General features: G+C 71.8%; 21 protein-coding genes. 11 read left to right on the top strand and 10 right to left on the bottom strand.

What is annotated here, in order from left to right:
• Window positions 1–217 precede the first annotated feature (217 nt).
• From HMPREF9719_RS08695 to HMPREF9719_RS08660, 8 genes are all read left to right on the top strand, one after another.
• Window positions 218–820 carry a superoxide dismutase gene (locus HMPREF9719_RS08695; protein WP_004601623.1) on the top strand — a complete coding sequence of 201 codons (603 nt, stop codon included), beginning with the start codon at window positions 218–220 and terminating at the stop codon, window positions 818–820.
• 219 nt (window positions 821–1,039) lie between these two features.
• Window positions 1,040–2,182 (top strand): zinc-binding dehydrogenase, encoded by a 1,143-nt coding sequence (locus HMPREF9719_RS08690; protein ID WP_004601622.1) that lies wholly within the window; start codon window positions 1,040–1,042, stop codon window positions 2,180–2,182.
• Window positions 2,183–2,309: 127 nt separating this feature from the next.
• Complete coding sequence (locus HMPREF9719_RS08685) at window positions 2,310–3,800, top strand: flavin-containing monooxygenase (protein WP_004601621.1); 1,491 nt, start codon at window positions 2,310–2,312, stop codon at window positions 3,798–3,800.
• A complete protein-coding gene (locus HMPREF9719_RS08680; RefSeq protein WP_004601620.1) occupies window positions 3,797–4,891 on the top strand; it encodes an alpha/beta hydrolase in 1,095 nt (364 codons plus the stop codon). Before HMPREF9719_RS08685 ends, HMPREF9719_RS08680 begins: the two co-directional genes overlap by 4 nt.
• A gap of 14 nt (window positions 4,892–4,905) precedes the next feature.
• Entirely contained in the window at window positions 4,906–5,922 is a 1,017-nt protein-coding gene (locus HMPREF9719_RS08675) for an alpha/beta hydrolase (protein WP_004601619.1), read from the top strand.
• Between the two features lie 9 nt (window positions 5,923–5,931).
• Window positions 5,932–6,792 carry a polyphosphate kinase 2 gene (gene ppk2 / locus HMPREF9719_RS08670; protein WP_004601618.1) on the top strand — a complete coding sequence of 287 codons (861 nt, stop codon included), beginning with the start codon at window positions 5,932–5,934 and terminating at the stop codon, window positions 6,790–6,792.
• A 410-nt stretch (window positions 6,793–7,202) separates the two neighbouring features.
• Window positions 7,203–7,691, top strand: a complete 489-nt coding sequence (locus tag HMPREF9719_RS08665; protein ID WP_004601617.1) for a ferritin — start codon at window positions 7,203–7,205, stop codon at window positions 7,689–7,691.
• A gap of 285 nt (window positions 7,692–7,976) precedes the next feature.
• Entirely contained in the window at window positions 7,977–9,587 is a 1,611-nt protein-coding gene (locus HMPREF9719_RS08660) for a bifunctional hydroxymethylpyrimidine kinase/phosphomethylpyrimidine kinase (protein WP_237737909.1), read from the top strand.
• Between the two features lie 124 nt (window positions 9,588–9,711).
• Here HMPREF9719_RS08660 and HMPREF9719_RS08655 read toward each other — a convergent pair whose 3' ends face one another.
• The 4 genes from HMPREF9719_RS08655 to hutU all read right to left on the bottom strand — a co-directional run bounded on the left by HMPREF9719_RS08655 (window position 9,712) and on the right by hutU (window position 14,974).
• On the bottom strand, window positions 9,712–10,689 hold the full coding sequence (locus tag HMPREF9719_RS08655; protein WP_004601615.1) for an LPXTG cell wall anchor domain-containing protein: 978 nt from the start codon (window positions 10,687–10,689) through the stop codon (window positions 9,712–9,714).
• Window positions 10,690–11,099: 410 nt separating this feature from the next.
• Window positions 11,100–11,834 carry a hypothetical protein gene (locus tag HMPREF9719_RS08650; protein ID WP_004601614.1) on the bottom strand — a complete coding sequence of 245 codons (735 nt, stop codon included), beginning with the start codon at window positions 11,832–11,834 and terminating at the stop codon, window positions 11,100–11,102.
• A 269-nt stretch (window positions 11,835–12,103) separates the two neighbouring features.
• Complete coding sequence (gene hutI, locus HMPREF9719_RS08645; protein ID WP_004601613.1) at window positions 12,104–13,294, bottom strand: imidazolonepropionase; 1,191 nt, start codon at window positions 13,292–13,294, stop codon at window positions 12,104–12,106.
• On the bottom strand, window positions 13,295–14,974 hold the full coding sequence (gene hutU / locus HMPREF9719_RS08640) for a urocanate hydratase (protein WP_004601612.1): 1,680 nt from the start codon (window positions 14,972–14,974) through the stop codon (window positions 13,295–13,297). It lies immediately after the preceding gene.
• Between the two features lie 175 nt (window positions 14,975–15,149).
• On the opposite strand from hutU, the gene hutG reads away from it, so the two are divergent.
• The gene (hutG, locus tag HMPREF9719_RS08635; protein ID WP_004601611.1) at window positions 15,150–16,136 is read left to right on the top strand and encodes a formimidoylglutamase; all 987 of its coding nucleotides are present in this window, start codon (window positions 15,150–15,152) and stop codon (window positions 16,134–16,136) included.
• Between the two features lie 25 nt (window positions 16,137–16,161).
• Here hutG and HMPREF9719_RS08630 read toward each other — a convergent pair whose 3' ends face one another.
• Window positions 16,162–17,520 carry a YjiH family protein gene (locus HMPREF9719_RS08630; RefSeq protein ID WP_004601610.1) on the bottom strand — a complete coding sequence of 453 codons (1,359 nt, stop codon included), beginning with the start codon at window positions 17,518–17,520 and terminating at the stop codon, window positions 16,162–16,164.
• A 254-nt stretch (window positions 17,521–17,774) separates the two neighbouring features.
• Here HMPREF9719_RS08630 and HMPREF9719_RS08620 point away from each other — a divergent pair, with 254 nt between their 5' ends.
• On the top strand, window positions 17,775–19,310 hold the full coding sequence (locus tag HMPREF9719_RS08620; RefSeq protein ID WP_004601609.1) for a peptide MFS transporter: 1,536 nt from the start codon (window positions 17,775–17,777) through the stop codon (window positions 19,308–19,310).
• Here the strand turns inward: HMPREF9719_RS08620 and HMPREF9719_RS08615 are convergent, their stop codons facing one another.
• The 4 genes from HMPREF9719_RS08615 to HMPREF9719_RS08600 form a co-directional block, all read right to left on the bottom strand.
• Window positions 19,311–19,898 (bottom strand): DNA-3-methyladenine glycosylase, encoded by a 588-nt coding sequence (locus HMPREF9719_RS08615; protein WP_004601608.1) that lies wholly within the window; start codon window positions 19,896–19,898, stop codon window positions 19,311–19,313.
• 65 nt (window positions 19,899–19,963) lie between these two features.
• Window positions 19,964–20,380 (bottom strand): phage holin family protein, encoded by a 417-nt coding sequence (locus HMPREF9719_RS08610; protein ID WP_004601607.1) that lies wholly within the window; start codon window positions 20,378–20,380, stop codon window positions 19,964–19,966.
• A gap of 130 nt (window positions 20,381–20,510) precedes the next feature.
• The gene (locus HMPREF9719_RS08605; RefSeq protein ID WP_004601606.1) at window positions 20,511–21,881 is read right to left on the bottom strand and encodes a dicarboxylate/amino acid:cation symporter; all 1,371 of its coding nucleotides are present in this window, start codon (window positions 21,879–21,881) and stop codon (window positions 20,511–20,513) included.
• A gap of 169 nt (window positions 21,882–22,050) precedes the next feature.
• Window positions 22,051–23,208, bottom strand: coding sequence for an ROK family protein (locus tag HMPREF9719_RS08600; protein ID WP_004601605.1), 1,158 nt, complete (start codon window positions 23,206–23,208; stop codon window positions 22,051–22,053).
• 333 nt (window positions 23,209–23,541) lie between these two features.
• Between HMPREF9719_RS08600 and HMPREF9719_RS08595 the strand changes: the two genes are divergently transcribed.
• On the top strand, window positions 23,542–25,233 hold the full coding sequence (locus HMPREF9719_RS08595) for a DUF885 domain-containing protein (RefSeq protein ID WP_004601604.1): 1,692 nt from the start codon (window positions 23,542–23,544) through the stop codon (window positions 25,231–25,233).
• 57 nt (window positions 25,234–25,290) lie between these two features.
• On the opposite strand, the gene HMPREF9719_RS09860 is transcribed toward HMPREF9719_RS08595, so the two are convergent.
• Window positions 25,291–26,373: ATP-dependent helicase C-terminal domain-containing protein (locus HMPREF9719_RS09860; RefSeq protein WP_004601603.1), on the bottom strand; the 1,083-nt coding region annotated here is incomplete at its 5' end.

Raw genomic sequence — 26,373 nt, 5'->3', positions numbered from 1 at the left:
AGCCGCCGCTCACGTTATAATCGCGGCCAAGGATCGCGCGGATTAACCCTGACGATCCGGGGCGGGTACGAGCGCCCCGGGGGCACGCGGCCGCCGCAGTTACCGGCGGCCGGCAACCGCCCAACGCACACTGCCGGGCGATCCAGACCTGTTCGACCCGCCGCCGGGCTTTTCGGCGGCGGCGCCTCAAGCAACCTTAGGAAGGACTGGTAGAGCGATGGCCGTCTACGAGCTGCCCGACCTGCCCTACGACTACGACGCGCTCGAGCCGCACATCTCCGGCGAGATCATGCGCATCCACCACGACAAGCACCACAACACCTACGTCCAGGGCGCCAACGCCGCCCTGGAGGCGCTGGAGAAGGCCCGCGAGGAGGGCACCAACCCGGACCAGATCCGGGCGCTGTCGAAGAACCTCGCGTTCAACCTCGGCGGGCACACCAACCACTCGATCTTCTGGAAGAACCTCTCCCCGAACGGCGGCGGGAAGCCCACCGGCGAGCTCGGCGAGGCGATCGACCGCGACTTCGGCTCGTTCGAGAAGTTCCAGGACCAGTTCACCTCCGCGGCGCTGGGCCTGCAGGGCTCCGGCTGGGCGGTGCTCGGCTACGACAAGATCGGCGAGCGCCTCGTCGTCGAGCAGATGACCGACCAGCAGGGCCAGCTGAGCATCGACCTGGCCCCGATCCTCCTGCTCGACATGTGGGAGCACGCCTACTACCTGCAGTACTACAACGTCAAGGCCGACTACGTGAAGGCCGTGTGGAACGTCTTCAACTGGGACGACGCCGCCGAGCGCTACGCCGCCGCGCGCAAGTAGCACTCCCAAGGCTCAACGCCTCGATTCCCGCGGGGCCCGGCACCACGCCGGGCCCCGCTTTTTTCGTGCCAGGGGCCGGCCGCGGAGAGCCGCCGGGCGCGGCCCGGAATTATTTTCCCGCAAAAAGAGGAATGCATTTTCACTAGTCGGGATGGCGCACACTTCTTTTGATTGCTACCGTGAGTCGCATAACAGAAACAATCTCAGGAGGTTTGCATCATGACCCAAGCGCTCGCACCCGACGACGCCGGCCGGCGCACCATTCGCGGCGCCGTCCTCGAGACCCAGGGCGCCGCCCAGCCCTACGCCGAGTCCAAGCCGCTCGCCGTCTCCGAGCTGTCGGTGGAGGCGCCGGGCGAGGACGAGATCTTCGTGCGGATGACCGCGGCCGGGGTGTGCCACTCCGACCTCTCCGTCGTCAACAACGACCGCCCCCGCGAGCTGCCCCTGCTGCTCGGCCACGAGGCCACCGGCGTCGTCGAGGAGCTCGGGCCCGGCGTCGACGACCTCGAGGTGGGCGACCACGTCGTCATGACCTTCCAGCCGCGCTGCGGGGAGTGCAAGGGCTGCCGCGGCGGCGGCCGCTTCCCCTGCGAGAAGGGCGGCGTCTCCAACGCCAACGGCACCCTGCTGCGCGGCACCCGCCACCTCAAGCGCGGCGACGAGACCGTCGACCACTTCATCGGCGTCTCCGCGTTCGCCACCGGCGCGGTCGTCGACCGGCACTCCGTCGTCAAGATCGGCAAGGACGTGCCGCCCGCGATCGCCTGCGTCTTCGGCTGCGCGTTCCTCACCGGCGGCGGGGCGCTGCTCAACGTTCTTAAGCCCGGCCCCGAGGACTCCGTCGCCGTCGTCGGCCTCGGCGGCGTCGGCATGGCCGCCGTGCTCGTCGCCAAGGCGCTCGGCATCAAGGAGCTCATCGGCGTCGACCTCTCCGAGGAGAAGCGCAAGCAGGCCCTCGACTTCGGCTGCACGAAGGTCTACAGCCCCGAGGAGGCCGTCGAGGAGGGCGTGCGCGCCGACGCGGTGCTCGAGGCGGTGGGCCACCCCTCGGCCTTAAAGACCGCGTGGGACATCACCGCGCCGGGCCAGACGACGTGCACGATCGGCCTGCCCCACCCCGACGCCACCCTGGAGATCAAGCCCTTCCAGCTCACCGCGCAGGCCCGCCGGCTCGTCGGCAGCTACCTCGGTTCCGCGATCCCCGAGAACGACATCCCCCGCTACGAGCAGCTGTGGCGCGAGGGCCGCCTCGACGCGGAGAAGCTCATCTCCTCCTCGATCACCCTCGACGAGATCAACGAGGCGATGGACACGCTCTCCCAGGCCAAGGCGCTGCGCCAGATCATCCACTTCGACTAGGTAGGCGACGCCGGGACCGCGCGCCCCGAGCCCGCCCACGTGGCCGGGGCGCGCCGCCCGGCCGCGTGGCCGCGGCGTCGCCGCGGCCCGCCCCACGCCCCACGACACCGAGAGGCTTTCCCACCACATGACCGACACGACCTCCACGACCCCCACCACGACCCTCGACGCGCTCATCGTCGGCGCCGGCTTCAGCGGGCTGGGCCAGGCGGCCGAGTTCCTGCGCTCCGGGCGGGAGAACTTCCTCGTCCTCGAGAAGTCCGACCGGCTCGGCGGGGTGTGGCGCGACAACACCTACCCCGGCGCCGCGTGCGACACGCCCACGCCGACGTACTGCTTCAGCTACTACCCGATGGTCAAGGCCACCCGGCTCTACGCCGGGCAGGACGAGATGATCGGCTACCTCAACGACTTCGCCGAGCACTTCGGGCTCGAGCGGTTCATCCGCTACGGCCAGGCAGTGAGCCGCGCCGAGTGGAGCGAGGAGGACCGCGCCTGGTACGTCGCCACCGAGTCGGGCGAGACCTACAGGGCCCGCGCGCTGGTGTTGGGCTTCGGGCAGCTCGGCGTGCCGAAGATCCCCGACTTCCCCGGGGTCGAGAGCTTCGAGGGCGACTCGTTCCACTCGTCGCGCTGGGACCACTCCGTCGACCTGGCCGGCAAGCGGGTCGCCTCGATCGGGGCGGCGGCGTCGGCGATCCAGTACGTCCCCGAGGTCGCGAAGGTCGCATCGAACCTCACGGTCTTCCAGCGCAGCGCGAACTACATCATGCCGCGCGACCCGGTGATCTTCTCCGAGGAGGAGCTCCGCGAGCACGAGGAGCGCCCCGAGACGTTCATGAAGCTGCGCGACGAGATCTTCGAGACCCGCGAGGCGGAGTTCTCCCGGGTCAAGAAGGGCACCGAGCTCGCGGAGAAGAGCGCGGGCATCGCGATCGACCACATGCGCTCCCAGATCGACGACCCGGAGCTGCAGGAGAAGTTCGTTCCCGACTACGAGTTCGGCTGCAAGCGCATCCTGCGCTCGAACGACTTCTACCCGACCTTCAACCGGGACAACGTCGACCTCGAGACCAGCCCCATCGAGGAGATTACGCCCAAGGGCGTGCGCACCGCCGACGGCGTGGAGCACGAGTTCGACGTCATCGTCTACGGCACCGGCTTCCAGACGCAGCGCTCCCAGGGGTCGACGAGCGTCGTCGGGCGCGACGGCATCGAGCTCGACGAGCGGTGGGGCGACAGCCCCGAGGCCTACCTCGGGATCGCCGTCGACGGCTTCCCCAACATGTTCGTGCTCTTCGGGCCGAACACGGCGCTCAACCACCACTCGGTCATCCTCATGCTCGAGCCGCAGAACCGCTACGTCGCCGACGCCGTCGAGCGGGCCGTCGCGCACCCCGAGACGCCCCTCGAGGTCGGCGCGAAGACCGTCCACGACTTCGTGGAGAAGACCCAGAAGGACCTCGAGGGCGTGGCCTACTCGGGCAGCTGTTCCTCCTGGTACAAGAACTCCGCCGGGCGCGTGACGACGATGTGGTCGGGCACCGTGCGCGAGTACGAGGACCTCGTCAACCCGCACGACTTCTCGCCCTACCTTAAGGAAGACGCCGCCCGATGACAGACCCGAGCGCCGCGCCCGGCCCGGGCACCACGCCGATCCGGCTGCTGCCCGGCGCCGACGAGCACACCGGCCGCCCCGTCGCCGAGGACGCCGCGGGCCCGCTGGAGTTCTTCCGGCAGCACGGCTCGCGCTCCTACCACCAGTTCCCGCTCGACGAGCTGCGCGCCGCGTTCGCGAAGATCGCCGTCGACGCGCCGCTGCGCGAGGACCCCACCCTGCCCGCGCCGCGGTGGCGCGACTTCGACCGGGGCGAGTTCGTCGTGCGGGTCTACGACCCGCGCCCCGAGATCGAGGCCGATAATCCCACGCCGGGGGTGTTCTTCTTCCACGGCGGCGGCTGGGTGATGGGCGACGTCGACACCCACCACCCGATCGCGAACCGCTGGGCGGCGCGTACCGGGCTGCCGGTCGCGGCGATCAGCTACCGGCTCGCGCCCGAGCACCCCTACCCGGCGGCGATCGAGGACTCCCGGGCGGGGCTCGCCTGGTTCCTCGACCACTCGGCCGAGCACGGCCTGAAGGTCACGTCGGTGAGCCTGGGCGGCGACTCGGCCGGCGGGACGCTCGCCGCGGTGCTTACCAACGAGCTCGCCGCGGCGGCCGCCGCGGGAGGGGACGCCGTCCCGCTGGACAGCCAGGTGCTCATCTACCCGGCGGTCGACGCGTCGCGCGGCGGCGCGGAGAACCCCTCGAAGCGCCGCCTCGAGCGGGGCTTCCCCATGACCACCGAGACGGTGGGGTTCTTCTCGGACAGCTTCCTGCCCGAGGGCGTCGACCGCACCGCACGCGACATCAGCCCGCTGCTCCACGAGCTGCCGGCCGGGCTGCCGGACAGCTACGTCCTCACCGTCGACAACGACCCGCTCGCCGACGAGGGCATCGACTACGCGGGCAAGCTCGCCAAGTCCGGCGCGTACGTCTACCACGAACACCTGCCCGGCTACGCGCACGGCATCTTCTCCTCGGCGGGCGTCATCCCTACCGGGGAGCGCTACATCAACGAGGCCGCGGACTTCGTCGCCGCGCGCGCCGGGCTGGGCCGGGCGCGCCGCGAGGCGGGCCGCGGCGCCACACCAACACAGAATTAAGAGGACCCATTTCCATGGCGAAGACAACCTTCCACACCTTAAGCGACGAGTACTCCGGCCGGCCGATCGCCGCCGACTCGTGGCCGAATATCGAGGCCCGCCGCGAGCAGGAGGCCCAGGCGGCGGCCTCCGGGGCGCCCGCGCCCACCGTCGCGGAGCTTCGGGAGAACTACCGCAAGACCAGCCTCGTCGAGACCGTCGACGTGCCCGCCGAGCCCAGGACCCGCGACTTCGAGGTCGGCCCGTGGCGCGCCCGGCTCTATGACCCGCGCCCTGAGGCCGAGGCCGGCGAGGAGACCCCCGTGATCGTCTACCTCCACGGCGGCGGCTGGGTGATCGGCGACCTCGAGACCCACCACCCCCTCAACCGGCGGCTGTCTGCGGTCTCGGGGCTGCCGGTGGTCTCCGTGGACTACCGGCTCGCCCCCGAGCACCCCTACCCCGCGGCGGTCGAGGACTCCCGCGCCGCGGTCTCCTGGGTGACCGACGCGGCGGCCGAGCACGGGCTGAAGGCCACCCGGCTGGGCATCGGCGGCGACTCGGCGGGCGGCACGCTCACCGCGGTGCTCTCCAACGAGATCGCCGCGGGCTCGCTTAACACCCACGGCGTCGAGCTCGGCGCGCAGGTGCTCTTCTACCCGGCGGTCGACCTCACCAAGGAGCACCGCGAGTCCTCCCCGTCCTACCAGCGGATCGCGCGGGGCTTCCCGCTCACCGCCCAGACGATGGAGGTCTTCTCCAGCACGTACCTGCCGGCCGGCACGGACGCCTCGGCCGCGGACATCTCCCCGCTGCTCCACGACCTGCCCGAGGGGCTGCCCGCGACCTACCTGGTCACCGCGGACAACGACCCGCTTGCCCACGAGGGCGCCGAGTACGCGGCGAGGCTCGCGCAGGCCGGCGCGGAGCTCACCTACGCCCACCTCGTGGGCTACGCGCACAGCCTGTTCACCTCGCTGAAGTCGATCCCCACCTCGGTGCGCTACCTCGACAAGGCCGCGGCGTTCTTCCGGGAGCAGCTCGCGTCCTAAGATCGGGGTATGAGCGAAGAGAGCGCCGCCCGCGGCGACGAGCCGACCCGGCCGCCGAAGCTGAAGAAGAAGGCCTACAAGTCGGAGCTCAAGCGCCTGCAGGCCGAGCTCGTGGCCATGCAGGAGTGGATCATGGACACGGGCGGCAGGCTCGTCCTCCTCATGGAGGGCCGCGACGCCGCCGGCAAGGGCTCCGCGATCAAGCGGGTCACCCAGTACCTGCGCCCGCGGAGCTGCCGCGTCGAGGCGCTGCCGAAGCCCACGAGCCGGGAGCGCGGCCAGTGGTACTTCCAGCGCTACATCGAGCGGCTCCCCACGGCGGGAGAGATCGTCATCTTCGACCGCTCGTGGTACAACCGCGCCGGCGTCGAGCGCGTCATGGGGTTTTGCACCGACGAGGAGTACGAGCTCTTCCTCAAGCAGGCCCCGGAGGTCGAGCGCCTCCTCGTCGAGGACGGGATCATGCTGCGCAAGTACTGGTTCTCCGTCTCCGACGAGGAGCAGCTGCGCCGCTTCGAGTCGCGCCGCAACGACCCGCGCCGCAGCTGGAAGCTCTCCTCGATGGACATGGAGTCGATCTCCCGCTGGGAGGCCTACTCCAAGGCCAAGGACGTCATGTTCCACTACACCGACACCGAGCACGCGCCCTGGTACACGGTCGAGAGCGAGGACAAGAAGCGCTCCCGGATCAACATGATCTCCCACCTGCTGCACTCCGTGCCCTACCAGCACAGCCACGACGACAAGCCCCCGGTGCCCGAGCGGCCGCCGAAGGAGGGCTACGACCGCCCGCCGCGCGGCAAGCAGACCTACGTGCCCGACGTCGCCGCCTGGCTCGAGAAGGACCGCCTCGACGGCGACGACGACTAGCCGCATCCCCTGGCGCGGGGTTCTCCTCGCGCCGGGGACAATCCCCGCGCCGCCCCGGCCCGCGCACCACGTGGGCCGGGGCGGCGCGGGCTCTCGGGCCGCGGTTTCGGGAAACCGCAGGTCGCGGGGCCGGTAGCGGTCGACCGCGCCGGCCGCGCGGGGCCCGGCGGGGTCCCCTTTCGCCGCCGAGGCCAGCCTCACCACGAAGAAGATGTGACTAATAACACATTGAGGTGTGGGCCGGTAACAGGACGCGATCCATGTCTATATGCCCGAACATAAGGGCCGGGAATCGGCCTCTCATGTTCGCGATTCTGCACCGGGTCAGATGTGGGTTCCTTAAGAAACCCCTGCTTAGAGGGCCCTTTCCTTAGCTGACACGCTCAAAAAACACCGGTACTGTTTGGGCCATGTCCTTCAACGAGAAGCTTTCCAACGCCATCAACGAACAGGTCACCCTCGAGCTCGAGGCGGCCATCACCTACCTCCAGCTCTCCTACGCGCTCGACGACCTCGGCCTCACCGGGATGCGCGACTGGATGCGCAAGCAGTCCGACGAGGAGCTCGAGCACGCCGCGAAGTTCTCGCAGCACCTCCTCGACCGCGGGATCCGCACCCAGATCCTCGACATCCCGGCCCCGAAGGTCACCATCAACTCCGCGCGCGACGCGTTCGAGGCCTCCCTCGAGCACGAGCGCAAGGTCACCAACGCCATCCGCAACCTCGCGGCCATCCAGGCCGAGGTCGAGGACTGGGACTCTCGCGGCCTCATCGACTGGTTCCTCGACGAGCAGATCGAGGAGGAGTCCACCGTCTCCGAGATCCTCGACCGCCTCGACATCGTCGGCAACGACGGCTCCGGCATCCTGCGCATCGACGCCGAGCTCGGCGAGCGCTAAGCCGCACACAACCCCGCCGGGTAGCCCTCGGCGATCCCCTTCCGCCGCCCGCGGCGCCTCCTTTGAGGCCGCCCGGGCGGCCTTTCGCGTCTCTGGGCCCTCCCCGTGGTTTTGTGGCCCGATGTGAGCCTCGCCTCGTGTTGCTAGCCTGGAGACACGCAAGGCACGGGGTGCGCGCCCCGAAACCTCTCACCCCGGCGGCCGCCCGACGGAGGTGGGGGAGCGGCGGCGCGCTGAGAACACACCCGCAACGAGGAACCTGCTCTAGCTAGCACTAGCGAAGGGATGGCCGAGAACATGATGACCCAGTCCACGCCAGCTTCGAACCCAGCGCGCCGCGCGGTGCCCCGGGTGCTCACCATCGCCGGGACCGACCCCACCGGCGGCGCCGGCATCCAGGCCGACATCAAGGCCATCACCGAGGCGGGCGGCTTCGCCCTCTCGGTGGTGACGGCCGTGGTCTCCCAGAACACCCGGGGCGTGCGCGAGGTGCACGGCATTGACGAGCACACCATCGGCGCGCAGCTTAGCGCCGTCGTCGACGACGTCGAGGTCGACGGCGTGAAGATCGGAATGCTCGGCACCGCAGCGACCGCCCGCGCGGTCGGCGAGTTCCTCGACGAGCACGACTTCCCGGTCGTCGTCCTCGACCCCGTCATGGTCGCCACGAGCGGCGACCGGCTCCTCGACGAGGACGCCGAGGGCGAGGTCATCGACCTGTGCCGCAGGGTCGACGTCATCACCCCGAACCTCAAGGAGCTCGCGGTGCTCGCCCGCGCCGAGCAGGCAGGGAGCCTCGACGAGGGCGTCGCCCAGGCCAAGCCCCTGGCCGCCGAGTGGGGCACGACGATCGTCGTCAAGGGCGGCCACCTCACCGGCCGGGAGGCCGGCAACGTCGCGGTCGCCCCCGACGGCTCGACCCGCGCGGTCTCCGCCCGCCGCATCGACACGACCACCACCCACGGCACGGGCTGCACGCTAAGCTCCGCGCTCGCCACGAGGCTCGCCGCCGGCGAGGAGACGGGCGCGGCGCTGGAGTGGGCGACCCGCCTCGTTCACGAGGCGCTCGCCGCCGGCGAGGAGCTCGGCGTCGGGAAGGGCAACGGTCCGCTCGACCACAGCCACCGCAGCAGGCGGCTCGCCGCCGCGGCGGACACGAGCCCGTGGCCGGCGATCGCCGCCGCGCCAGAGGAGATCGACGACCCCGCCGAGGTGGGGGACTTGAGCGGCGAGGGCCCCGAGCCGCACGTCCTCGCCGCCGGCCCGTGGACCGAGGCGCTGTGGCGCGCCGGCCGCGGCGTCTACCGCGAGACCCTAGAGCTGCAGTTCATCCGGCAGCTCGCCGACGGCTCCCTCCCGGAGAGCCAGTTCCGGTTCTACCTCTCGCAGGACGCCCGCTACCTCGAGGAGTACTCGGGCGCGCTCGCCGCGCTCACGGCGCGGGCGTTCGACCCGGCCGACGGGGTGGCGTGGGCGCGCTCCGCGCAGCAGTGCCTCGACGAGGAGGCCGAGCTGCACCGCACCTACCTCCACGGCGAGACCCACGTCCCGCTCTCCCCGGTGACGCTGGCCTACACGAGCAGCCTCAAGGCCGCGACGCTCGGCCGGGACTACGCGGTGGGCGCGGCCGCGGTGCTGCCGTGCTTCTGGATCTACGCCGAGGTGGGCCTCGACCTCGCGAAGAACAACTCCGAGGACCACCCGTACACGGAGTGGCTGAGCGCCTACGGCGACGGGGAGTTCCTCGACGACACCCGCGCCGCCGTGGAGCGCGTCGAGCGCGCGCTCGCGGGCGCGGGCCCGAAGGCCCGCGCGGAGGCGCTGCGCCAGTACCTCTACGCCGCCTACTACGAGCGCGAGTTTTTCGCGCAGGCCACCCGCGCGAGCGTCGCGTAAGCGCCCGGGGCTCTAGACCCGAACCGAGACAGCAAAGGACCCCGCCGGTGGGGAAACCCACCCGCGGGGTCGAATCGCGCTGCGCCTGAAGCGCGCGCCCCGGAGTGCGGGGCGGTTAAGGCTGCTACGCGTTCTTTCGCTTCGCGGCGAAGAGCGCCGCGCTGCCGAGAACCAGCGCGGCGAGGCCGGCGCCGACGCCGGCGGTAGCGCCGCTCACGCCGGTGTTCGCGAGCTGCTGGGGCGCGGCAGCGCCCTGCGGGGCCTGCGGCGCGGGCTGGGCGGGCTGCTGCGCGGGGGCCGGAGCGGCTCCCTGGGGTGCCTGGCCCTGCCCGTTCGCCTCGCCCGCGTCCTGGGCCGGGGCCTCGTCGACGGGACCGGCGGGCTCCTCGGCGCCGTCGCCCGCGGCGCCCTCGCCGACGTTCTCCTCCGGGGCGCCCTCGCTGTTCTCGGGGCCCTCCTCGGCGGAGCCGGACTCGTCCTCGTCGGTGGTCTCGTCGTCCTCAGTCGCTTCGCCGTTGTCCTCGGTGGTCTCTCCGTTCTCTTCAGTCGTCTCGCCGTTGCCCTCGGTGTCCTCGGCGTCGCTGTTGCCGCTCTCGTCGGTCTCGGTGTCCTCGCCGCCGGTCGCGCTCTCCTCGGTGGCCCCGCCGTTGTCTTCGGCGTTGCCGTCGGTGCCGGCGCCGTCGCCATTCTCGCCTTCAGCGTTGCCGTTGCCCTCGGTGGTGTCGCCGTTCGCGGGGGAGCCGTCCTCGTTGGCGGTGGTCTCGTCCGGGTCGTCGTCCGCCCCGTCGCCGTTGGTCTGACCGGTCTCGTCTTCTTCCTCGTTGGCGACTGGCGCGATGTTCGCCCCACCGCCGGTTGCGGCGGCGTCGCCGGCCAAGTGGCCGTGCACGTCGGGGCGGGGCGTGACCGGGCCCGTCCCGAGCTCCGGGACGCCGCCCTGCTGCGAAGTGGCGGCGGCGTCCCCGGCGCCCGCGGGCTGGGTCTCCTCGGCGCCGGCGGCGCCCAGCCCGGCGGCGAGCACCAGGGTGGTGGCCGCGCCGGCGCCGATCAGGGCGCGGCGCCAGGCGGGAGCGTTCGTGCGGGCGGGGGTGCTGGCGGTCATGAGGGTGCCTTCCTTACTTCGGTATTCGTGTCGCGTGGCCGGTCGGCGGCGCCGCAGGTTCTCGCCTCGCGGGGCGGTGCCGGGGCGCCGTAGCGGCTCGGATGCCGACGATCCTAAGAGGAAGCTGGCAGAGAAATAAGGGTTTCTCTATTCGCGGAAATAACGGGGGAGCCCCCGAAAAACGTATAACTAGAACGCTATAAAAAGTGGTGAACGCGTTCGTGTTCCCGCCGCGTCGTGAGTGATGAGGAAATGGGGGCCGCCGTTCGGGAGAGACGACGAAGCGCCGCCGCGACCCCCGCCCCTGACCGGGGCTGTGTAACGGGATCGCGGCGGCGCGAGAGATTCTCGGCTACGGCTCCCACCCTGCGCGGTGCGTGGGGCGGGTGGGCCTGGGCCGAAAACGCGTGCTAGGCGTTCTTGCGCTGCGCGGCGACGAGCGCGGTGCCGCCGAGCGCGAGCGCGGCGAGGCCGGCGCCAACGCCGGCGAGGGCGCCGCTCACGCCGGTGTTGGCGAGCTTGGCGGGCTGCTCGGCGGAAGCGGGCTGGGCCTGCTCGTTCTTCGCGGCCTCCTCGTCCTTCTTCTCGGACTCCTCGGCGGCCTCGCCCTCGGTCTTCTCCTCCTCGGAGATCTCCGCCTCCTTGGGCTCCTCCTCGGGGGCCTGGTTGGCCTCGTGGATGGCGACCAGGCGGTCGAGCTCGCTCTCGACGATGGCGTAGTAGCCGGCGACGGTCTCCTCGTCGATGCCCTCGGCGGCGACGTTCTCGTCGATGATCGCGCGGGCCTCCGCGAGGAGGTAGTCGGCGGTCTCGCGGGAGATACCGTTGGTCTCGAGGCCGGCGGTGACGGCCTCGATGGCGCCGTCCTCGTCGAGGGCGCCCGCGGCGACCTGCTCGAGGATCGCGTTGAAGCGCGCGATCTGCTCCTCGCTCAGACCCGGAACCTCGGCGAGGTCCTGCTGGATCTGCTCCTGGAGGGTGGGCTCCTGGTTCTCGTTCTCCTGCTGCTGGGTGCCCTCCTGCTGGGTGTTCTCGACCTGCTGCTGGGTGGCCTCGGGGTCGTTGGTCTCCTCGGCGATCGCGGTGGCCGGGAGGGAGAGGGCGAGCGCCGCGGCCGCGGCGGGGAGGGCGTAACGGAGCTTCATGGAGTCCTGCTTTCTCATGCGTAAGGGAAAAGCCGCGCCCGGGTGGGCGTCGTGCTCAGCTAAGAATACGAAAACCGCCGCCGCGCACCAATCGCCGAGCCTGCCATTTTCCAGCCGCTGAGCTGCACCGTTATCTTTTCGTTATAAAAACCGCAGGTAGTTGACGGGGTTGCCAGTTAAGTCCCGGGAGACTGAAATGCGCCTCCCCGCCACCCACCGCCCGCGGGCGGGGGCGGCTGGCGGGGGGTAGCGCCGCGGGGCGCGGCCGGCTAGGCGACGCGCCGCGCCGCCTTGTAGGTGCGCCACGCCAGCGGCACGCCCGGCCGGTAGGCGAGATCGATCGCCTGGTCGGTGTCGAGCACGTGGATGTCCGCGCTCGCCCCGGGCACGAGGGTGCCGCGCGCCGGGCGGCCCTGAGGGTCCTTGCCGCCGCCCACGTCGTGGCGGTTAAGGGCGCGCGCCCCGCCGGCGGTGGCGGCCTCGATCGCCTCGTCGAGGGTGAGGTGCTGCTGCAGCACCGCGGTGGTGATGCAGAACGCGATCGACGGGGTGTACGAGGTGCCCGGGTTGAGGTTCGAGGCGATCGCGACCGTGGCCCCCGCGTCGAGCAGCCGGCGGGCCGGGGCGAGCGGCTGGCGGGTCGACAGGTCGCAGGCCGGCAGCACGGTGGCGACGGTCTGCGAGGAGGCGAGCGCCTCGACGTCGTCGTCGGTGAGGTAGTTGACGTGGTCGACGCTCGCCGCCCCGAGCTCCACGGCGAGGCGCACACCCGGGCCCTCGCCGAGCTGGTTGCCGTGCACCCGCAAGCCCAGGCCGGCCTCCTTGCCGGCCTCGAGCACGCGGCGGGATTGCTCCTCGTTGAAGGCGCCGCGCTCGCAGAACACGTCGATCCACCCGCAGTGCGGCGCGACCGCCTGAAGCATCGGGCCGGTGACCTCGTCGAGGTACTCGCCGGGGTCCGCGCCCGGCGGCACGAGGTGCGCGCCGAGGAAGGTGACGTCGTCGGCGTGCTGTGCGGCGATGCGGGCGCTGAGCTCCTCGGCCTCGGTGTTGAGCCCGTAGCCGGTCTTCGTCTCCAGGGTGGTCGTGCCGCCGGAGTTGGCGAGCGCGACGCGCTCGGCGACGAGCCGGGAGAGCTCCTCCTCGCCGGCCTCGCGGGTCGCGCCCATGGTCACGGCGATGCCGCCGGCGGCGTAGTCCTCGCCGGCCATGCGGGCCTCGAACTCCTCGCCGCGGTCCCCGGCGAAGACGAGGTGGGTGTGGGAGTCGACCCAGCCGGGCACGACGGCCCGCCCGCCGAGATCGACGCGCTCGTCCGCGGGGCCGAGGTGTTCGGCCTCGGCGGCGGGCCCGGCGAAGGCGACGACCCCGTCCTCGGCGACGAGCGCCGCGTCTTTCACCGTGCCCGCCTCGGAGACGGTGCGCAGCTCGGAGATTCCGGTGAAGATCGTGGCTGTCATCTAGTCCTCCCGCGAGTGGAAGTCCATGGGGATGTCGACGCCGCGCTCCTTGGCGACGTCGGCTGCGCGATTGTAGCCGGCGTCGGTGTGGCGGATAACCCCCATGGCCGGGTCGTTGGTGAGCACGCGCTCGAGCTTCTTCGCGGCGAGCTCCGTGCCGTCGGCGACGGTGACCTGACCGGCGTGGATGGAGCGGCCCATGCCCACCCCGCCGCCGTGGTGGATCGACACCCACGTCGCGCCCGAGGACGCGGCGGTCAGGGCGTTGAGCAGCGGCCAGTCGGCGACCGCGTCGGTGCCGTCGAGCATGCCCTCGGTCTCCCGGTAGGGGCTCGCCACGGAGCCGGAGTCGAGGTGGTCGCGGCCGATGACGACGGGGGCCTTGAGCTTGCCCTCGGCGACGAGCTCGTTGAACTTCAGGCCGGCGCGGTGGCGCTCGCCGTAGCCGAGCCAGCAGATGCGCGCGGGCAGGCCCTCGAACTCGACGTATTCCTCGGCGGCGTCGAGCCACCGGTGGAGGTGCTCGTTGTCGGGGAAGAGCTCGCGCAGCGCGTCGTCGGTGACCTTGATGTCCTCCGGGTCCCCGGAGAGTGCCACCCACCTAAAGGGCCCCATGCCCTCGCAGAACAGCGGGCGGATGTAGGCGGGCACGAAGCCGGGGAACTCGAAGGCGCGCGAGTAGCCCGCGTGGCGGGCCTCGTCGCGGATGGAGTTGCCGTAGTCGAAGACCTCGGCGCCCTCGTCCTGGAAGCCGACCATCGCCTCGACCTGCGCGGCCATGGACTCGCGGGCCTTCTTCGTGAAGGTCTCCGGGTCGGCCTTCGCCTCCCTGGCCCAGTCCTCGAGCGCGATCTCCCGGGGGAGGTAGCTCAAGGGGTCGTGGGCGGAGGTTTGGTCGGTGACGATGTCGATCTCGAGATCGCCCGCGCGGTGGCGGCGCAGCAGCTCGGGGAAGATCTCGGCGGCGTTGCCCACCACGCCGATGGAGCGGGCCTCGCCCGCGCGCTTCGCGGCGACGGCGCGCTCGACCGCCTCGTCGAGGTCGTCGTGGACCTCGTCGAGGTAGCGCTTCGCGACGCGCCGCTCGAGGCGGGCGCGGTCGACGTCGGCGATGAGGCACGCCCCGCCGTTGAGCGTCACCGCGAGCGGCTGGGCGCCGCCCATCCCGCCGCAGCCGCCGGTAAGAGAAAGGGTGCCGGCGAGCGTGCCGCCGAAGCGCTTCTTCGCGACCGCGGCGAACGTCTCGAACGTGCCCTGGAGGATGCCCTGGGTGGCGATGTAGATCCACGACCCGGCGGTCATCTGCCCGTACATGATGAGGCCCTCGTCCTCGAGGGCGCGGAAGTGCTCCCAGTTCGCCCAGTCGCCCACGAGGTTGGAGTTCGCGATGAGCACCCGGGGCGCCCACTCGCTCGTGCGCAGCACGCCGACCGGCTTGCCGGACTGCACGAGCAGCGTCTCGTCGCCCTCGAGCCGCTTGAGGGTCTCGACGATGGCGTCGAAGGCCTCCCAGCTGCGGGCGGCGCGCCCCGTGCCGCCGTAGACGACGAGGTCCTCGGGCCGCTCGGCGACCTCGGGGTCGAGGTTGTTCATGAGCATCCGAAGCGGCGCCTCGGTCTGCCAGGACTTCGCGGTGAGCTCCGTGCCGCGCGGCGCGCGCACCTCGCGTGGTTGAGACATCTGCCCGGTCACCCTTCCCAACGTGTGGTGTCGATGCGGGCCCGGCCTGGGGCGTGGACACTGCCGCGCTTGGGGCCCGTCACTGCCGAGCGCCATCGTAATACGCGACATATAAGCCTCGCCGCACGGCGCGGTTCACGGCGCGGCGGGTCGCGCGCCGCCTAGGGTGGGCGCCATGGCTGGCTTGGAGAACAGTGCACTCGACCGCTGGCAGGCGCGCGACGACGGCCCGGGCGCGGAGAACGCCCGCTGGGCGACGGAGGTCGCCGCCCTTCCCGACCCGCCCGCCGGCGGCGGGCGCGACCTCAACGGCGCGGTCGTCGTCCAGGGCTTCGCGAGCGACGAGGGGATCCGCCGCAACCAGGGCCGCCCCGGCGCCGCCGCCGCGCCCGACGAGATCCGCGGCGCGCTCGCGGGGCTCGCGGTGCACCGCCCGCTTCGGGCCTACGAGGCCGGCACCGTCACCTACGAGGGCGAGGACCTCGAGGGCGGCCAGGAGGCGCTGAGCGACCGGGTCGCCGCCCACGCGCGGCGCGGCGCGCTCACCGTCGTGCTCGGCGGGGGCCACGACACGGCGTTCGCCTCCCACCGGGGGCTCTACCGCGTCGCCCGCGAGGCCGGCGAGAGCGTCGGCATCCTCAACCTCGACGCCCACTTCGACCTGCGAGACGAGCCCCGGGCGACCTCCGGGACGCCGTTTTTGCAGATCGCGGGGCTCCACGAGGAGGCCGGCGACGAGTTCCGCTACGCGGTGGCCGGCATCTCCCCGGCGAACAACACGCGCGTGCTCTTTCAGACCGCCGAGCGCCTCGGGGTTCGCTACCTCACCGACGACGAGACCAACGACGCCACCGACGAGAAGCTGCGCGCGCTCGTCGACGACGCCGCGGCCGGCGTCGACCGGCTGCACTTAAGCATCGACATGGACGTGCTGCCCGCCTCGGTCGCGCCCGGGGTGAGCGCCCCGGCCGCCGTCGGAGTGGCGCTGGGCCGCATCCGCGCGCTCGTGCGCGCCGCGGCGGCGACGGGCAAGCTCGCGCTCCTCGACGTCGTCGAGGTCAGCCCCCGCTTCGACGTCGACGGGCGCACCGCGAAGGTCGCCGCGCGCCTCGTCGACGACACCGTCGGCGCGCTTCCCGCGCGCCCGGGCGAGGGCACCTAGGCCCCGCCTCCCCCGGGAAGGCCAGCTATCCCAGCCACCCGAGCGCCGCGAAGCCCTGCGCGAGCGGCCCGGCGATGAGCACGGTGAGCGCGACGCGCTCGGCCCGCACGGCGACCAGCTGCGGCACGGAGACGGGGATCCTCGTGGCGAGGATGCAGGGCACGAGCGCGGAGAAGAACACGATCGCGCTCACTGACGTCACGCCCACGACGAACGCCGTGACCGGGTCGGCCTGGTCCCCGACCTGGGTCGCCGGCAGGAGCATCTCCGCGATGCTCAAGGCCAGCGCCTCCCCGGTGCCGGCGGGGTCGGGCAGGCCCACCAGCCACGCGAGCGGCGCGAAGAGCAGCCCGAGCCACGCGAACGCCGGGGTGTAGGTAGCGAGCAGCAGCGCCGCGAGCCCCACCGACAGGATCGACGGGGTGATCGCCGCGGACATCCGCACCCCGGCTAAGAGGTTCTGCCCGATCGCGCGGTGCAGCGGCGGGGCAGTCTTGAGCGTCTCCCTGGCGCTTGCCCACGCGGCCTTGATCAGCGAGCCCTCGGGGCGGCGCTCGGGCTCGGGCGTCGCGCCGGGGCAGGTCTCGTCCGGGATCCGGGAGAGCGGCGGGATGCGCGCGGTGATCGCGGTGACCGCGAACGTGACGATCAGAGTCGTGACGAAGTAGAGCGCCCAGTGCCCCATGAGCCCGAGGGAGCGCGCGACGACGACCATGAACGCCGCCGAGACCGTGGAGAAGCCCGTCGCGATGATCGCGGCCTCCCGCTTGGTGTAGCCGCCGTCGCGGTAGACCCGGTCGGTGACGAGCAGGCCGAGCGAGTAGCTGCCCACGAAGCTCGTCGCGGCGTCCACCGCGGAGCGCCCCGGGGTCCGCCACAGGGGCCGCATGACCGGCTGCGCGAGCACCCCGAGGAGCTCCATGAGCCCGAAGGACAAAAGGAACGCCAGCGCCGCCGAGCCGATGGGCACGATGAGGCCCACGGGGACGACGAGCTTGTCGACGAGGAAGGGCACGAGGTCCTCCCGCGCGAGCGGCCCGGGCAGCGCACCGACAACGGCGAGCGCCCCGACGGCGAGCCCCGCGACGCTGAGGACCAGCGGCAGCGCCGCGAGCACCCCGCGCCGCCACGCGCCGCGGCGCGCCTCCCGGATCGCGCCGTAGGCCATGAGCGCGAGGAACGCCGGCGGGAGCAGGACGGAGAGGTGCTCGCGCACGAGGGTGACCGCGTGGTCGACGGGGATGGAGACCTTCCCGTCCATGGGCACGGGCAGGAAGAACGCGGCGATCCCGATCGCCCCGTAGAAGGCGAGCCGCCACGGGCTCGCGCGCCAGCCGCCCCGCTCGGCGCGCCCGCCGCGCGGCGGGCTCGACAGGATCGCCATGGTGCCTCCCGGTCCTTCCTCGCGTGCCCCTAAACCCGCGCCGGCCCGGCCCGCCCGGGGTGGCGGGGCGGGGAGCCCCGGGGACGGGTGTGTCGCAGATTACGTAGAAGAAATCATATAACGGGCAACAAGTTTGTTCGTGCCGGTGGGGCCGGCTCGGCGCCCGGCCGGCGCCTCCCCGGCGGGCGGGGAGCGGGTGGGATGTGGGTTAAGTGGACTTGGAAAAGTGATCTAGCCGGCGTGATAATGCGGCAATGTCCACCACCGAGGACGGCCGCGGGCCGCAGCGAAGCCACACCCCACCCGACGCGCACGGCGGGGCGGTCCCGCCGGCCGGCGTGGACCCGGAGCGCACGTTCTTCGGCCACCCGATCGGGCTGTCCAGCCTGTTCAGCATCGAGCTGTGGGAGCGCTTCAGCTTCTACGGGATGCAGGGCATCCTCACGTTCTACCTGTATTTCTCCGTCGCCGACGGCGGGCTCGGCCTGCCGCAGGCGACCGCCCTGTCGCTCGTCGGCGTCTACGGCGGGTTCGTGTACTTAAGCTCCGTGGCGGCGTCGTTCGTCGCCGACCGGCTGCTCGGCGCGGAGCGCACCGTGCGCTACGCCGCGGTGCTCGTCATGTTCGGCCACCTCGCGCTCGCGCTCGTACCGGGGCTCACCGGCCTGGCGATCGGGCTGATCTCCATCGGGCTCGGCTCGGGCGGCGTGAAGACCGCCTCCCAGGTCGTGCTCGGCCAGCTCTACTCCGCCGAGGACCGCCGCCGCGACGGCGGGTTCACCCTCTACTACCTCGGCGTGAACATCGGCGCGCTCGTCGGGCCGCTGCTCACCGGCTGGGTGTGGGGCCGCGAGGGCTTCCACTGGGGCTTCGGGCTCGCCGCGGTCGGCATGGCCGTGGGGCTTATCCACTACCTGCTCACCCGGAAGAAGAACCTCGGCACCGCCGGCCGCGAGGTGCCCTCGCCGCTGCCGAAGAACCGCTACCTGCCCTGGGGCCTCGGCGTCGCGGCCGCCGCGATCGTCGTCGTCGCGCTCATCGCCACCGGCGTGGTGCGCCTCGAGTGGCTCTCGACGATCATGGCGGCCACCGCGGCCCTCGCCGCGGCCGCGATGCTTATTAGTATGTACCGCTCCCCGAAGGTCACGCCCGAGGAGCGGCGCCGGCTCATCGGCTTCATCCCGCTGCTCGTGTCCTCGGCGGCGTTCTGGGCGATCTACCAGACCCAGTTCACGATGCTCGCCGTCTACTTCGAGAGCCGCGTCGACCTCCAGGTCTTCGGCATCGAGATCACGCCCGCGCAGCTCGACTCGATCTCCCCGTTCTTCGTCGTCGTGTTCTCCGTGCCGTTCTCCATCATGTGGACCAAGCTCGGCGATAGGCAGTGGTCCTCGCCCATGAAGTTCGGCGCGGCGAACCTCCTCATCGGGCTCGGCCTGCTGCTCTTCGTGCCGTTCGTCGGCTCCGGGGCGAACGCCACGCCGGTGTGGCTCGTCGTCGCGGCGATCTTCCTCTTCGTCATGGGCGAGCTGCTGCTCTCCCCGGTGGGCAACTCGCTCGCCACGAGGGTCGCGCCGCGCTACTACTCCTCCCGGCTGTTCGCCGTGTGGCTCATGAGCGTCTCGGTGGGCAGCTCCCTGTCCGGCTCGTTCGGCTCGATCTTCGATATGTCCACCGACGCGGGCGAGGCCGCTTTCTTCACCACCGCGGCGGGCGCGACCATCGTCGTCGGCCTCGTCGTGCTGCTGCTGCGCGGCTGGATCCTTCGCCGCCTCGAGCCGATCCGCTAGCTAGACCGCGGCGCGCCGCGTCCGCGGCGAGGAGACCGTCGGGTCGCCGGGGAGCCAGAAGCGCAGCGGCGCCTCGGTGTTTTTCGAGATCCCGATGCGCGGGCCCTGCACCCACTCCGGCTCGGCCTCGCGGGCACGCAGCTCGAGGCCCGCCGCCCCGGAGCCGTCGAGCGGCTCGCCGTTGAGGTCCGTGGTGAGCCCGAGCGCCCTGCCGAGGTTCCCCGGGCCCCGTGCGAGGCGCTCGTCGGGCACGTCTCCGCGCCGGCGCCTAGCCTCCGCGAGGCCGCCTATGATCTCCCCGCCGCGCATGAGGCAGCCCTGCCCGGTGCCCTCTGCCCCGCACACGAGGTTTCCGGCCCGGTGGATGCCGTAGGAGATGTAGACGTACAGCCGCCCCGGCGGGCCGAAGAGCTGCGCGTTGCTTCTCGTGAGCCCGCGGTGGGAGTGGGCGGCCGGGTCGCCGCTTGAGAGGTAGGCCTCCACCTCGGTGAGGCGCACCGCGACCGGGCCCAGCCGCAGGACGCAGCCCAGCAGCTGCGGGGCCACCCGGTCGGCGGGCTGGCCGAGGTCGATGCCGGCGAGGATCATCGGCGAGCCTCCTCCCTCGGGCTTCGGGTCTGGTCGCGCCCGGGCGGGGCGCTGCGCGCGCACCGCTAGCGCGGGGCGCTCAGGGCGCCGACGAGCGGGCCGAGGAGCCAGTTGACGAGCCCGAGGATGATCGCCCCTAAGAACGCGGCGCCGAAGCCGTCGATATAGAGGCCCAGGCCCACCGCGTTGGCGACCGCCCCGGCGAACAGCAGCGCGATGGCGTTGATGACGAGCGCGAAGATCCCCAGCGTGAGGATGGTGAGCGGCAGGCCGAGTAGGTGGAGCACCGGGCGCACCGTCATGTTGACGAGCACGATGATGCCCGCCGAGGCGAGGAACACGATGAGCCGGTCGTAGCCGCCGTCCCCGACGAGCGGCTCGATCGGGGTTGCGACGGCGAGCCCGTCGATCAGCGCGGTCGCCGCCCACAGCGCGACGGCCGTGCCCGCCGAGCGGACGAGCAGGTTCCACAGGCATCCCATCGAAAGCGGCGGCCTCCCTTGAGGTAGTAGCGGCGCGCGCCCCGCCCCGGGCGCCCGGCGATCGGTCGCCGGTGACAGGGGAGGGGCGCGCGGCTGTCGCGGGCCATTCTAACCCGCGGGAGGCCGGGATTTAGGCGTCCTGGAGCTGCTCGTCCCGGTCGCGCCACGTGGCCTCGTCGATGATGCCGGCGCGCTTCGAGACGACGGCGGCGACGAGCGCCTGGCCGGTGACGTTGGTCGCGGTGCGGCCCATGTCGATGATCGGTTCGATCGCGAGCAGCAGGCCCACGCCCTCGAGCGGGAGGCCCAGCGTGGAGAGCATGAGCGTGAGCATGACCGTCGCGCCGGTCGTGCCCGCGGTCGCCGCCGAGCCGATGACGCTGACGAAGATGATGAGCAGGTAATGGGTGATGTTGAGGTCGATGCCGTAGAACTGCGCGACGAACAGCGCGGCGACCGATGGGTAGACCGCGGCGCAGCCGTCCATCTTCGAGGCCGCGCCCAGCGGGATCGCGAACGAGGCGTACTCGGTGGGCACGCCGAGGTTCTCCTCGGTGGTGCGCTGGGTGACCGGCATGACGCCCATCGAGGAGCGGGTGAAGAAGCCCAGCGAGGTCACCGGCCACACGCGGCGGAAGAAGCCGAAGACCGGCAGCCGGTTGAACGCCAGCGTCGCGGGGTAGATCACGCCCATGACGATCGCGAGGCCGAGGTAGATCGCGAGCACGAACATGCCCAGCGAGCCGAGGGCCTCCCAGCCGTAGGAGACGACCGCGTCGCCGATGAGCGCGGCCGTGCCGATCGGTGCGAGCCGGATGATCCACCACAGGATCTTCTGGATGACCTTGAGGAAGGACTCGTTGAACTCGATGAAGCTCTCCGCGGCGCGGCCCGCCTTGATCGCGGCGATCCCGAACACCAGGGCGAGGACAAGGATCTGCAGCACGTTGAAGTTCAGCTCGACGGAGCCGTCCCCGTCCGCCGAGCCGTCGAGGCCGAGGATGTTGACCGGCACGATCGACTCCAAGAACCCGGTCCAGCTGCCGTGCGTGTCGGGCGCCTCGGCGAGGCTGGGGTCGACGGTGCTGTTCTCGCCCGGGCGGAGCACCTCGCCGACGAGGATGCCCGCGAGCACGGAGAAGAACGCCGTGATCGCGAACCAGATGAGCGTCGAGACCGCGAGGCGCGCGGCGTTGGCGACCTTGCGCAGGTTCGCCACCGAGGTCACCACCGCGGTGAAGACGAGCACGGGGATGAGCAGCATGAGCAGCTGCACATAGATGCCGCCCACCTCGTCGAGTAGCCCGCCGAGCCACGAGGTCTCCTCAGGCTCGGCGGGCTCCATGGAGCGGGCGATGAAGCCGAGCGCGAGCCCGACGATGAGCCCGGCGACGATCTGGACGCCGAAGCTCGTCATCCACTTCGGCAGGCGGCTCGCCAGGGGGCGGCTGCCGCCCTCGGTGAGATTGGTGGTGTCAGCGGTGGGGGAATCCCCAGCCATGAGCCCTCCTTGCAACCAACGCGCGCGCCGGCCCGCCGGGCGCCCCACGCCTCCCGGGCCGGTCTATCTTGTCTAGACAGGTCAGTATGACACCGGCCCGCGGGCGGGTCAATATCCCGACCCGGCCGGGAAGCCGGCGGGAGGGCGCCGCGCCGCAGGAGGGCTAGCCCTAGTTCACGTCGTGGGGGATGGGTGCGGCGTAGGCGAGCGGGTCTTTAATCGGCGCGTCGAGCGCCACGGCCCGCGCGATGGAGGTGACGATCTCCGCGTGGGTGGGGATGAGGCGCAGCTCGATCTCCCGGCCGAGCGCCGCGCGCACCGACTCGGCGAAGACGGGGCGGGCGCGCTTGTCCTCGGTGAACGCGGAGCCGGCGAGCACGAGCGACTCGGCGCGGTGCTCGTCGATGAGCTGGGCGCTAATCTCCCCGAGCAGGCGGGCGCGCTCGTCGAGCACGGCGCGCACCCCGGGCTGGCGCGCGGCCTCCGCGACGACGTCGGCGAACGTCTCGCCGCGCGCGCCGCGCTCGCGGGCGCGCTCGATAACGCCCTGCGTGATGAGGGTGTTCTCGGGGCGCTCCCCGCCAGGCTCGCCGCCGTCGGCGGCGGGCAGCGCGTCGACCTGGCGCACCCCCTCCGGGTCGGAGAGCGCGGCGCTGAGCGAGTCGTCGGCGAACAGCGCGAGCTGCCTCTTGCGGGGCTCGTCCTTGGGGCGCGGCTCGGTGTGCTGCATCTCCGAGCCGAGGATCGCGGGCACCGCGCCGGCGATGGTCACGGGCACGGAGAAGTAGTAGTTGAGCCGGCCGGCGAAGTCGACGTCGTGCCAGCCGAGGTTGGGGGCGTTGACCACCCCGTCCGGGCTCACGTAGCCCGAGGTCGTCACCCCGACGTGCGCGAGCGGGCGCTTGAGCCCCGTGGTGATGCGGTGCAGGCCCGCCGCGAGGTGCTCGAGGAAGGAGTTCTGGTCGAACTCGGCGACGTTGATGTCCAGCGAGATGTCGCGCAGCGTGCGCCCGCGCAGGTCGTAGATCGCGAAGTACGTCTCCGAGGTGCCCACGGCGATGCCGGCGAAGACGACGGGCTGGTCGACCATCTCGATGGGGATGGTGGGCCGGCCGCGGCCCTTGATCTGGCGCTTGTCGTTGCGCGGGCGCACGAGCCCGGCCTCGATCAGCGTCGTCACCGCGCGCGTGACCGTCGGCTGGGAGAGCCCCGTCGCGGCGACGAGGTCCGTGCGCGAGGCGAGGTCCGTCTGGCGCAGCTTGTGGAAGCACTGGGAAACCGGGGTGCTCGGCCGCGTGAAGGGGGCGACCGCGGTGAGAGCTGGCATGGATTACATTCTAAGGACAAATAGACAAGGCAGTCTAATAGGGCCCCGACCGGGGCGGACCTCTTTGACCATTCCCCGCGTCCCGATCGGTCCGCCGCCCGGAGCCGAGCGCCCGCCCGCCGGCGGGGCCGGGGCAGGCCGCGGCGGGCTCCCCTGACCTTGGGACACCCTAGGCCGGGGGGTAGCGCGCGTGCGTGCCGGCGCGGGCGCGGGGAGGAAGAGGCGCAGGTCGGGCCGGTGCGCCCGGCCCTAAGGCGGGGTGGAAAGCGCAGGTCGCGGGAAGTTTTTAGCTGGGTGGCACCCGTCTTTGCTCGAGGTTTAAGATACCCAGCTATGAGTTCCGAGATTTCCGCGAACGACGAGGTCGCAGGCGAGCGAGAGCCCTCGCTGCTCGACTGCGCCTGCGAGACCTTCGTCGGCGATCTGGCGGCGCTGAGCCCCACCGACGCCACCGCGTGGGGCATCGACGGCTTCGACGGCGAGCTGCAGGACTTCTCCCCCGACTATTGGAACGACGTCGCCGAGCGCAACCGCGAGATGTGCATGGACGTCGACGCCTTCGACGAGAGCACCGACGCCTCGGACGACGAGGACGACTTCGACGACGTCGACCACGTCACCGCCGAGGTGCTGCGCGACCGGCTCTACCTCGACCTTGACCTGCACCACAACGGCGAGGACCTCCGGCTGCTCAACAACATCGACTCGCCGGTGCAGACCATCAGGGACACGTTCCTGCTCATGGACACCGACACCGACGACGAGCTCGAGGCGCTGCGCTCGCGGATGTCGAAGGTGCCCGCCGCGCTCGAGGGGTATCGCGAGTCGCTCATCGAGGCCGCCGCGCACGGGCACGTCGCCGCCCACCGCCAGGTCGACAACCTCGTCAACCAGTGCGAGGACCTCGCGGACTCGGACTCCATGCTCGAGGGCCTCGGGCTGCCCGCTGACTCCAAGGAGGTCGTCGACGCGAAGGCCGCGTTCGGCGCGTTCGCGGACTGGCTCGGCGAGGAGCTCGGCCCCCAGGCCCCGCACCACGACGCGGTGGGCCGCGACCGCTACGAGCTGTTCTCGCGGAAGTTCGTCGGCGACAAGGTCGACCTCGACGAGGCCTACGAGTGGGGCATGAACCGGGTCATGGAGATCCGCTCGGAGCAGGAGGCCATCGCCCGCAAGCTCTACGGCGAGGGCACCTCGGTGCGCGAGGCGCTGCACAACCTCAACCAGGATGAGCGCTACCTCGTCCACGGCGTCGACGAGATCCGCGAGTGGATGCAGGACGTCGCCGACGACGCGATCGCCGGCATCGACGGTGATCACTTCGACATCCCCCCGGAGATCGCCACCATCGAGTGCAAGATCGACCCGGCCGGAACCGGGGCGATCTTCTACACCCCGCCGAGCGACGACCTACTGCGCCCGGGGCGCATGTGGTGGTCCGTGCCGGAGGGGCAGACGACCTTCCACACGTGGCAGGAGCTCACCACCGTCTTCCACGAGGGCGTGCCCGGCCACCACCTGCAGTGCGGCGCGACGCTCGCGGAGGCGAGCGCGCTGAATTTCTGGCGCCGCTCGGCGTGCTGGATCTCCGGGCACGGGGAGGGCTGGGCGCTCTACGCGGAGCAGCTCATGGCCGATCTCGGCTACCTCGACGACCTGGGCTACCGGATGGGGCTGCTCGACTCGCAGCGGCTGCGCGCCGCGCGCGTCGTCCTCGACATCGGGGTGCACCTGCAGAAGAAGCTGCCCGACGCCAACAGCGTGTGGGACTCCTCCATCGCTAGGGCCTTCCTTCGGGAGAACACCGCGATGGACGACGCGAACCTCAACTTCGAGCTCGAGCGCTACCTCGGCTGGCCGGGCCAGGCGCCCTCCTACGCGCTGGGGCAGCGGATGTGGGAGCAGATCCGCGACGAGGCGCTCGCCGAGGGGCAGTCGCTCGCCGAGTTCCACAGCCGCGCCCTCAAGCTCGGCAGCATGCCGATGTCGATCCTGCGCGGCGAGGTCCTCGACGAGGCCGACTAGGCCGTCCCAGCTTCCCCGGCCCGGGGAGCGAAAGGGGGATCAAGGGGCGCCGCGTATCTAGCGGCGCCCCTTCTTCGTGCGCGCCGTCGCGGTCGCCGACCACGGGTCCTCGGGCCACGGGTGCTTGGGGTAGCGCCCGCGCATCTCGGCGCGCACCTGCGGGTACGCGCCGTTCCAGAAGCCCTCGAGGTCGTCGGTGATGGCCAGCTCCCGGCCGGCGGGGGAGAGCAGCCGGAACTGCACCGCCTCTCCCGCGAGCCGAGGTGAGGCCGCGAGCCCGAAGCACTCCTGGAGCTTGACGCGCACCACTGGCCGCCCGGAGGAGTAATCCACCCTGGGCCGCCCGCCGCTGGGCACCGGGAGGCGCTCCGGGGCGAGCTCCTCGAGCCGGGTGGCCTCCGGCCAGGGGAGCAGCCCCTGGACCGCGGGGTAGACGTCGATGCTGGCGGCCGTTTTGCCCCGCGCGAGCTCCCCGATGGGCCCGGCGAGCCACTCCTCGGGATCCGCGGCGTCGATATCGGGCCACGGTGCGCCGAGCCGGGCGCTAAGGAAGCGCAGCCGCTCGATAAGCGAGCGGGCCTTCTCGGAGGGCTCGAAGAGGCCAAGGCCCGCGTCGCGCACGGCGCGCGCCGCGAGCTCCCGGGCGCGCGCGGGAGGCACCTCCGCGGGGCGGGAGGACAGCTCGATCGCGCCGAGCCGCCTCGTGGCCCGGGCCTTGAGCCGCCCGCCGGACACCCCCGCCTCGAGGTCCTCGGACACGCCTCCGATCTCGAGGGCGTCCTCCTCGTCGAGCCGCGCGGCCGAGCGGATGAGCGCCGAGGCGCCGCCCTGCCGCGAGGCCTGCCGGGTCGCCTCGGCGACGGCGAGCCACGCGCAGCCCGCCAGCCCCACGTCCCCGGAGAGCCGGGCGCGCGCCCCGCCGGCGAGCAGGTAGGTGTCCTCCCCGACGAGCCGCGCGACGCGCTCGGGGTACGCGGCCGCGACGACCCGCCCTGGCGACGGCTCCGCCTGCCCGGGCTGGGAGTGCCTCTCCGCGAGGCGCCGAAGGCGCCGGGCCTCGCGGGGCTCGGGCCGGGCCCGGGCGAGGTCCCCGCCAAGGCCCTGGCTCAAGGCCGCGACGGTGCCGGCCGCGCCGGGCCC

This window comes from Corynebacterium otitidis ATCC 51513 (assembly GCF_000296405.1).
Taxonomy (GTDB): Bacteria; Actinomycetota; Actinomycetes; order Mycobacteriales; family Mycobacteriaceae; genus Corynebacterium; species Corynebacterium otitidis.
The sequence above is the reverse complement of the archived record's forward strand: the minus strand, read 5'-3'. Positions and strand labels throughout refer to the sequence as shown.

Bases quoted from the DNA above. Each gene is read 5' to 3' on its own strand.
- HMPREF9719_RS08695 (WP_004601623.1), top strand. From the start codon at position 218: ATGGCCGTCTACGAGCTGCCCGACCTGCCCTACGACTACGACGCGCTC.
- HMPREF9719_RS08690 (WP_004601622.1), top strand. From the start codon at position 1,040: ATGACCCAAGCGCTCGCACCCGACGACGCCGGCCGGCGCACCATTCGC.
- HMPREF9719_RS08685 (WP_004601621.1), top strand. From the start codon at position 2,310: ATGACCGACACGACCTCCACGACCCCCACCACGACCCTCGACGCGCTC.
- HMPREF9719_RS08680 (WP_004601620.1), top strand. From the start codon at position 3,797: ATGACAGACCCGAGCGCCGCGCCCGGCCCGGGCACCACGCCGATCCGG.
- HMPREF9719_RS08675 (WP_004601619.1), top strand. From the start codon at position 4,906: ATGGCGAAGACAACCTTCCACACCTTAAGCGACGAGTACTCCGGCCGG.
- ppk2 (WP_004601618.1), top strand. From the start codon at position 5,932: ATGAGCGAAGAGAGCGCCGCCCGCGGCGACGAGCCGACCCGGCCGCCG.
- HMPREF9719_RS08665 (WP_004601617.1), top strand. From the start codon at position 7,203: ATGTCCTTCAACGAGAAGCTTTCCAACGCCATCAACGAACAGGTCACC.
- HMPREF9719_RS08660 (WP_237737909.1), top strand. From the start codon at position 7,977: ATGGCCGAGAACATGATGACCCAGTCCACGCCAGCTTCGAACCCAGCG.
- HMPREF9719_RS08655 (WP_004601615.1), bottom strand. From the start codon at position 10,689: ATGACCGCCAGCACCCCCGCCCGCACGAACGCTCCCGCCTGGCGCCGC.
- HMPREF9719_RS08650 (WP_004601614.1), bottom strand. From the start codon at position 11,834: ATGAAGCTCCGTTACGCCCTCCCCGCCGCGGCCGCGGCGCTCGCCCTC.
- hutI (WP_004601613.1), bottom strand. From the start codon at position 13,294: ATGACAGCCACGATCTTCACCGGAATCTCCGAGCTGCGCACCGTCTCC.
- hutU (WP_004601612.1), bottom strand. From the start codon at position 14,974: ATGTCTCAACCACGCGAGGTGCGCGCGCCGCGCGGCACGGAGCTCACC.
- hutG (WP_004601611.1), top strand. From the start codon at position 15,150: ATGGCTGGCTTGGAGAACAGTGCACTCGACCGCTGGCAGGCGCGCGAC.
- HMPREF9719_RS08630 (WP_004601610.1), bottom strand. From the start codon at position 17,520: ATGGCGATCCTGTCGAGCCCGCCGCGCGGCGGGCGCGCCGAGCGGGGC.
- HMPREF9719_RS08620 (WP_004601609.1), top strand. From the start codon at position 17,775: ATGTCCACCACCGAGGACGGCCGCGGGCCGCAGCGAAGCCACACCCCA.
- HMPREF9719_RS08615 (WP_004601608.1), bottom strand. From the start codon at position 19,898: ATGATCCTCGCCGGCATCGACCTCGGCCAGCCCGCCGACCGGGTGGCC.
- HMPREF9719_RS08610 (WP_004601607.1), bottom strand. From the start codon at position 20,380: ATGGGATGCCTGTGGAACCTGCTCGTCCGCTCGGCGGGCACGGCCGTC.
- HMPREF9719_RS08605 (WP_004601606.1), bottom strand. From the start codon at position 21,881: ATGGCTGGGGATTCCCCCACCGCTGACACCACCAATCTCACCGAGGGC.
- HMPREF9719_RS08600 (WP_004601605.1), bottom strand. From the start codon at position 23,208: ATGCCAGCTCTCACCGCGGTCGCCCCCTTCACGCGGCCGAGCACCCCG.
- HMPREF9719_RS08595 (WP_004601604.1), top strand. From the start codon at position 23,542: ATGAGTTCCGAGATTTCCGCGAACGACGAGGTCGCAGGCGAGCGAGAG.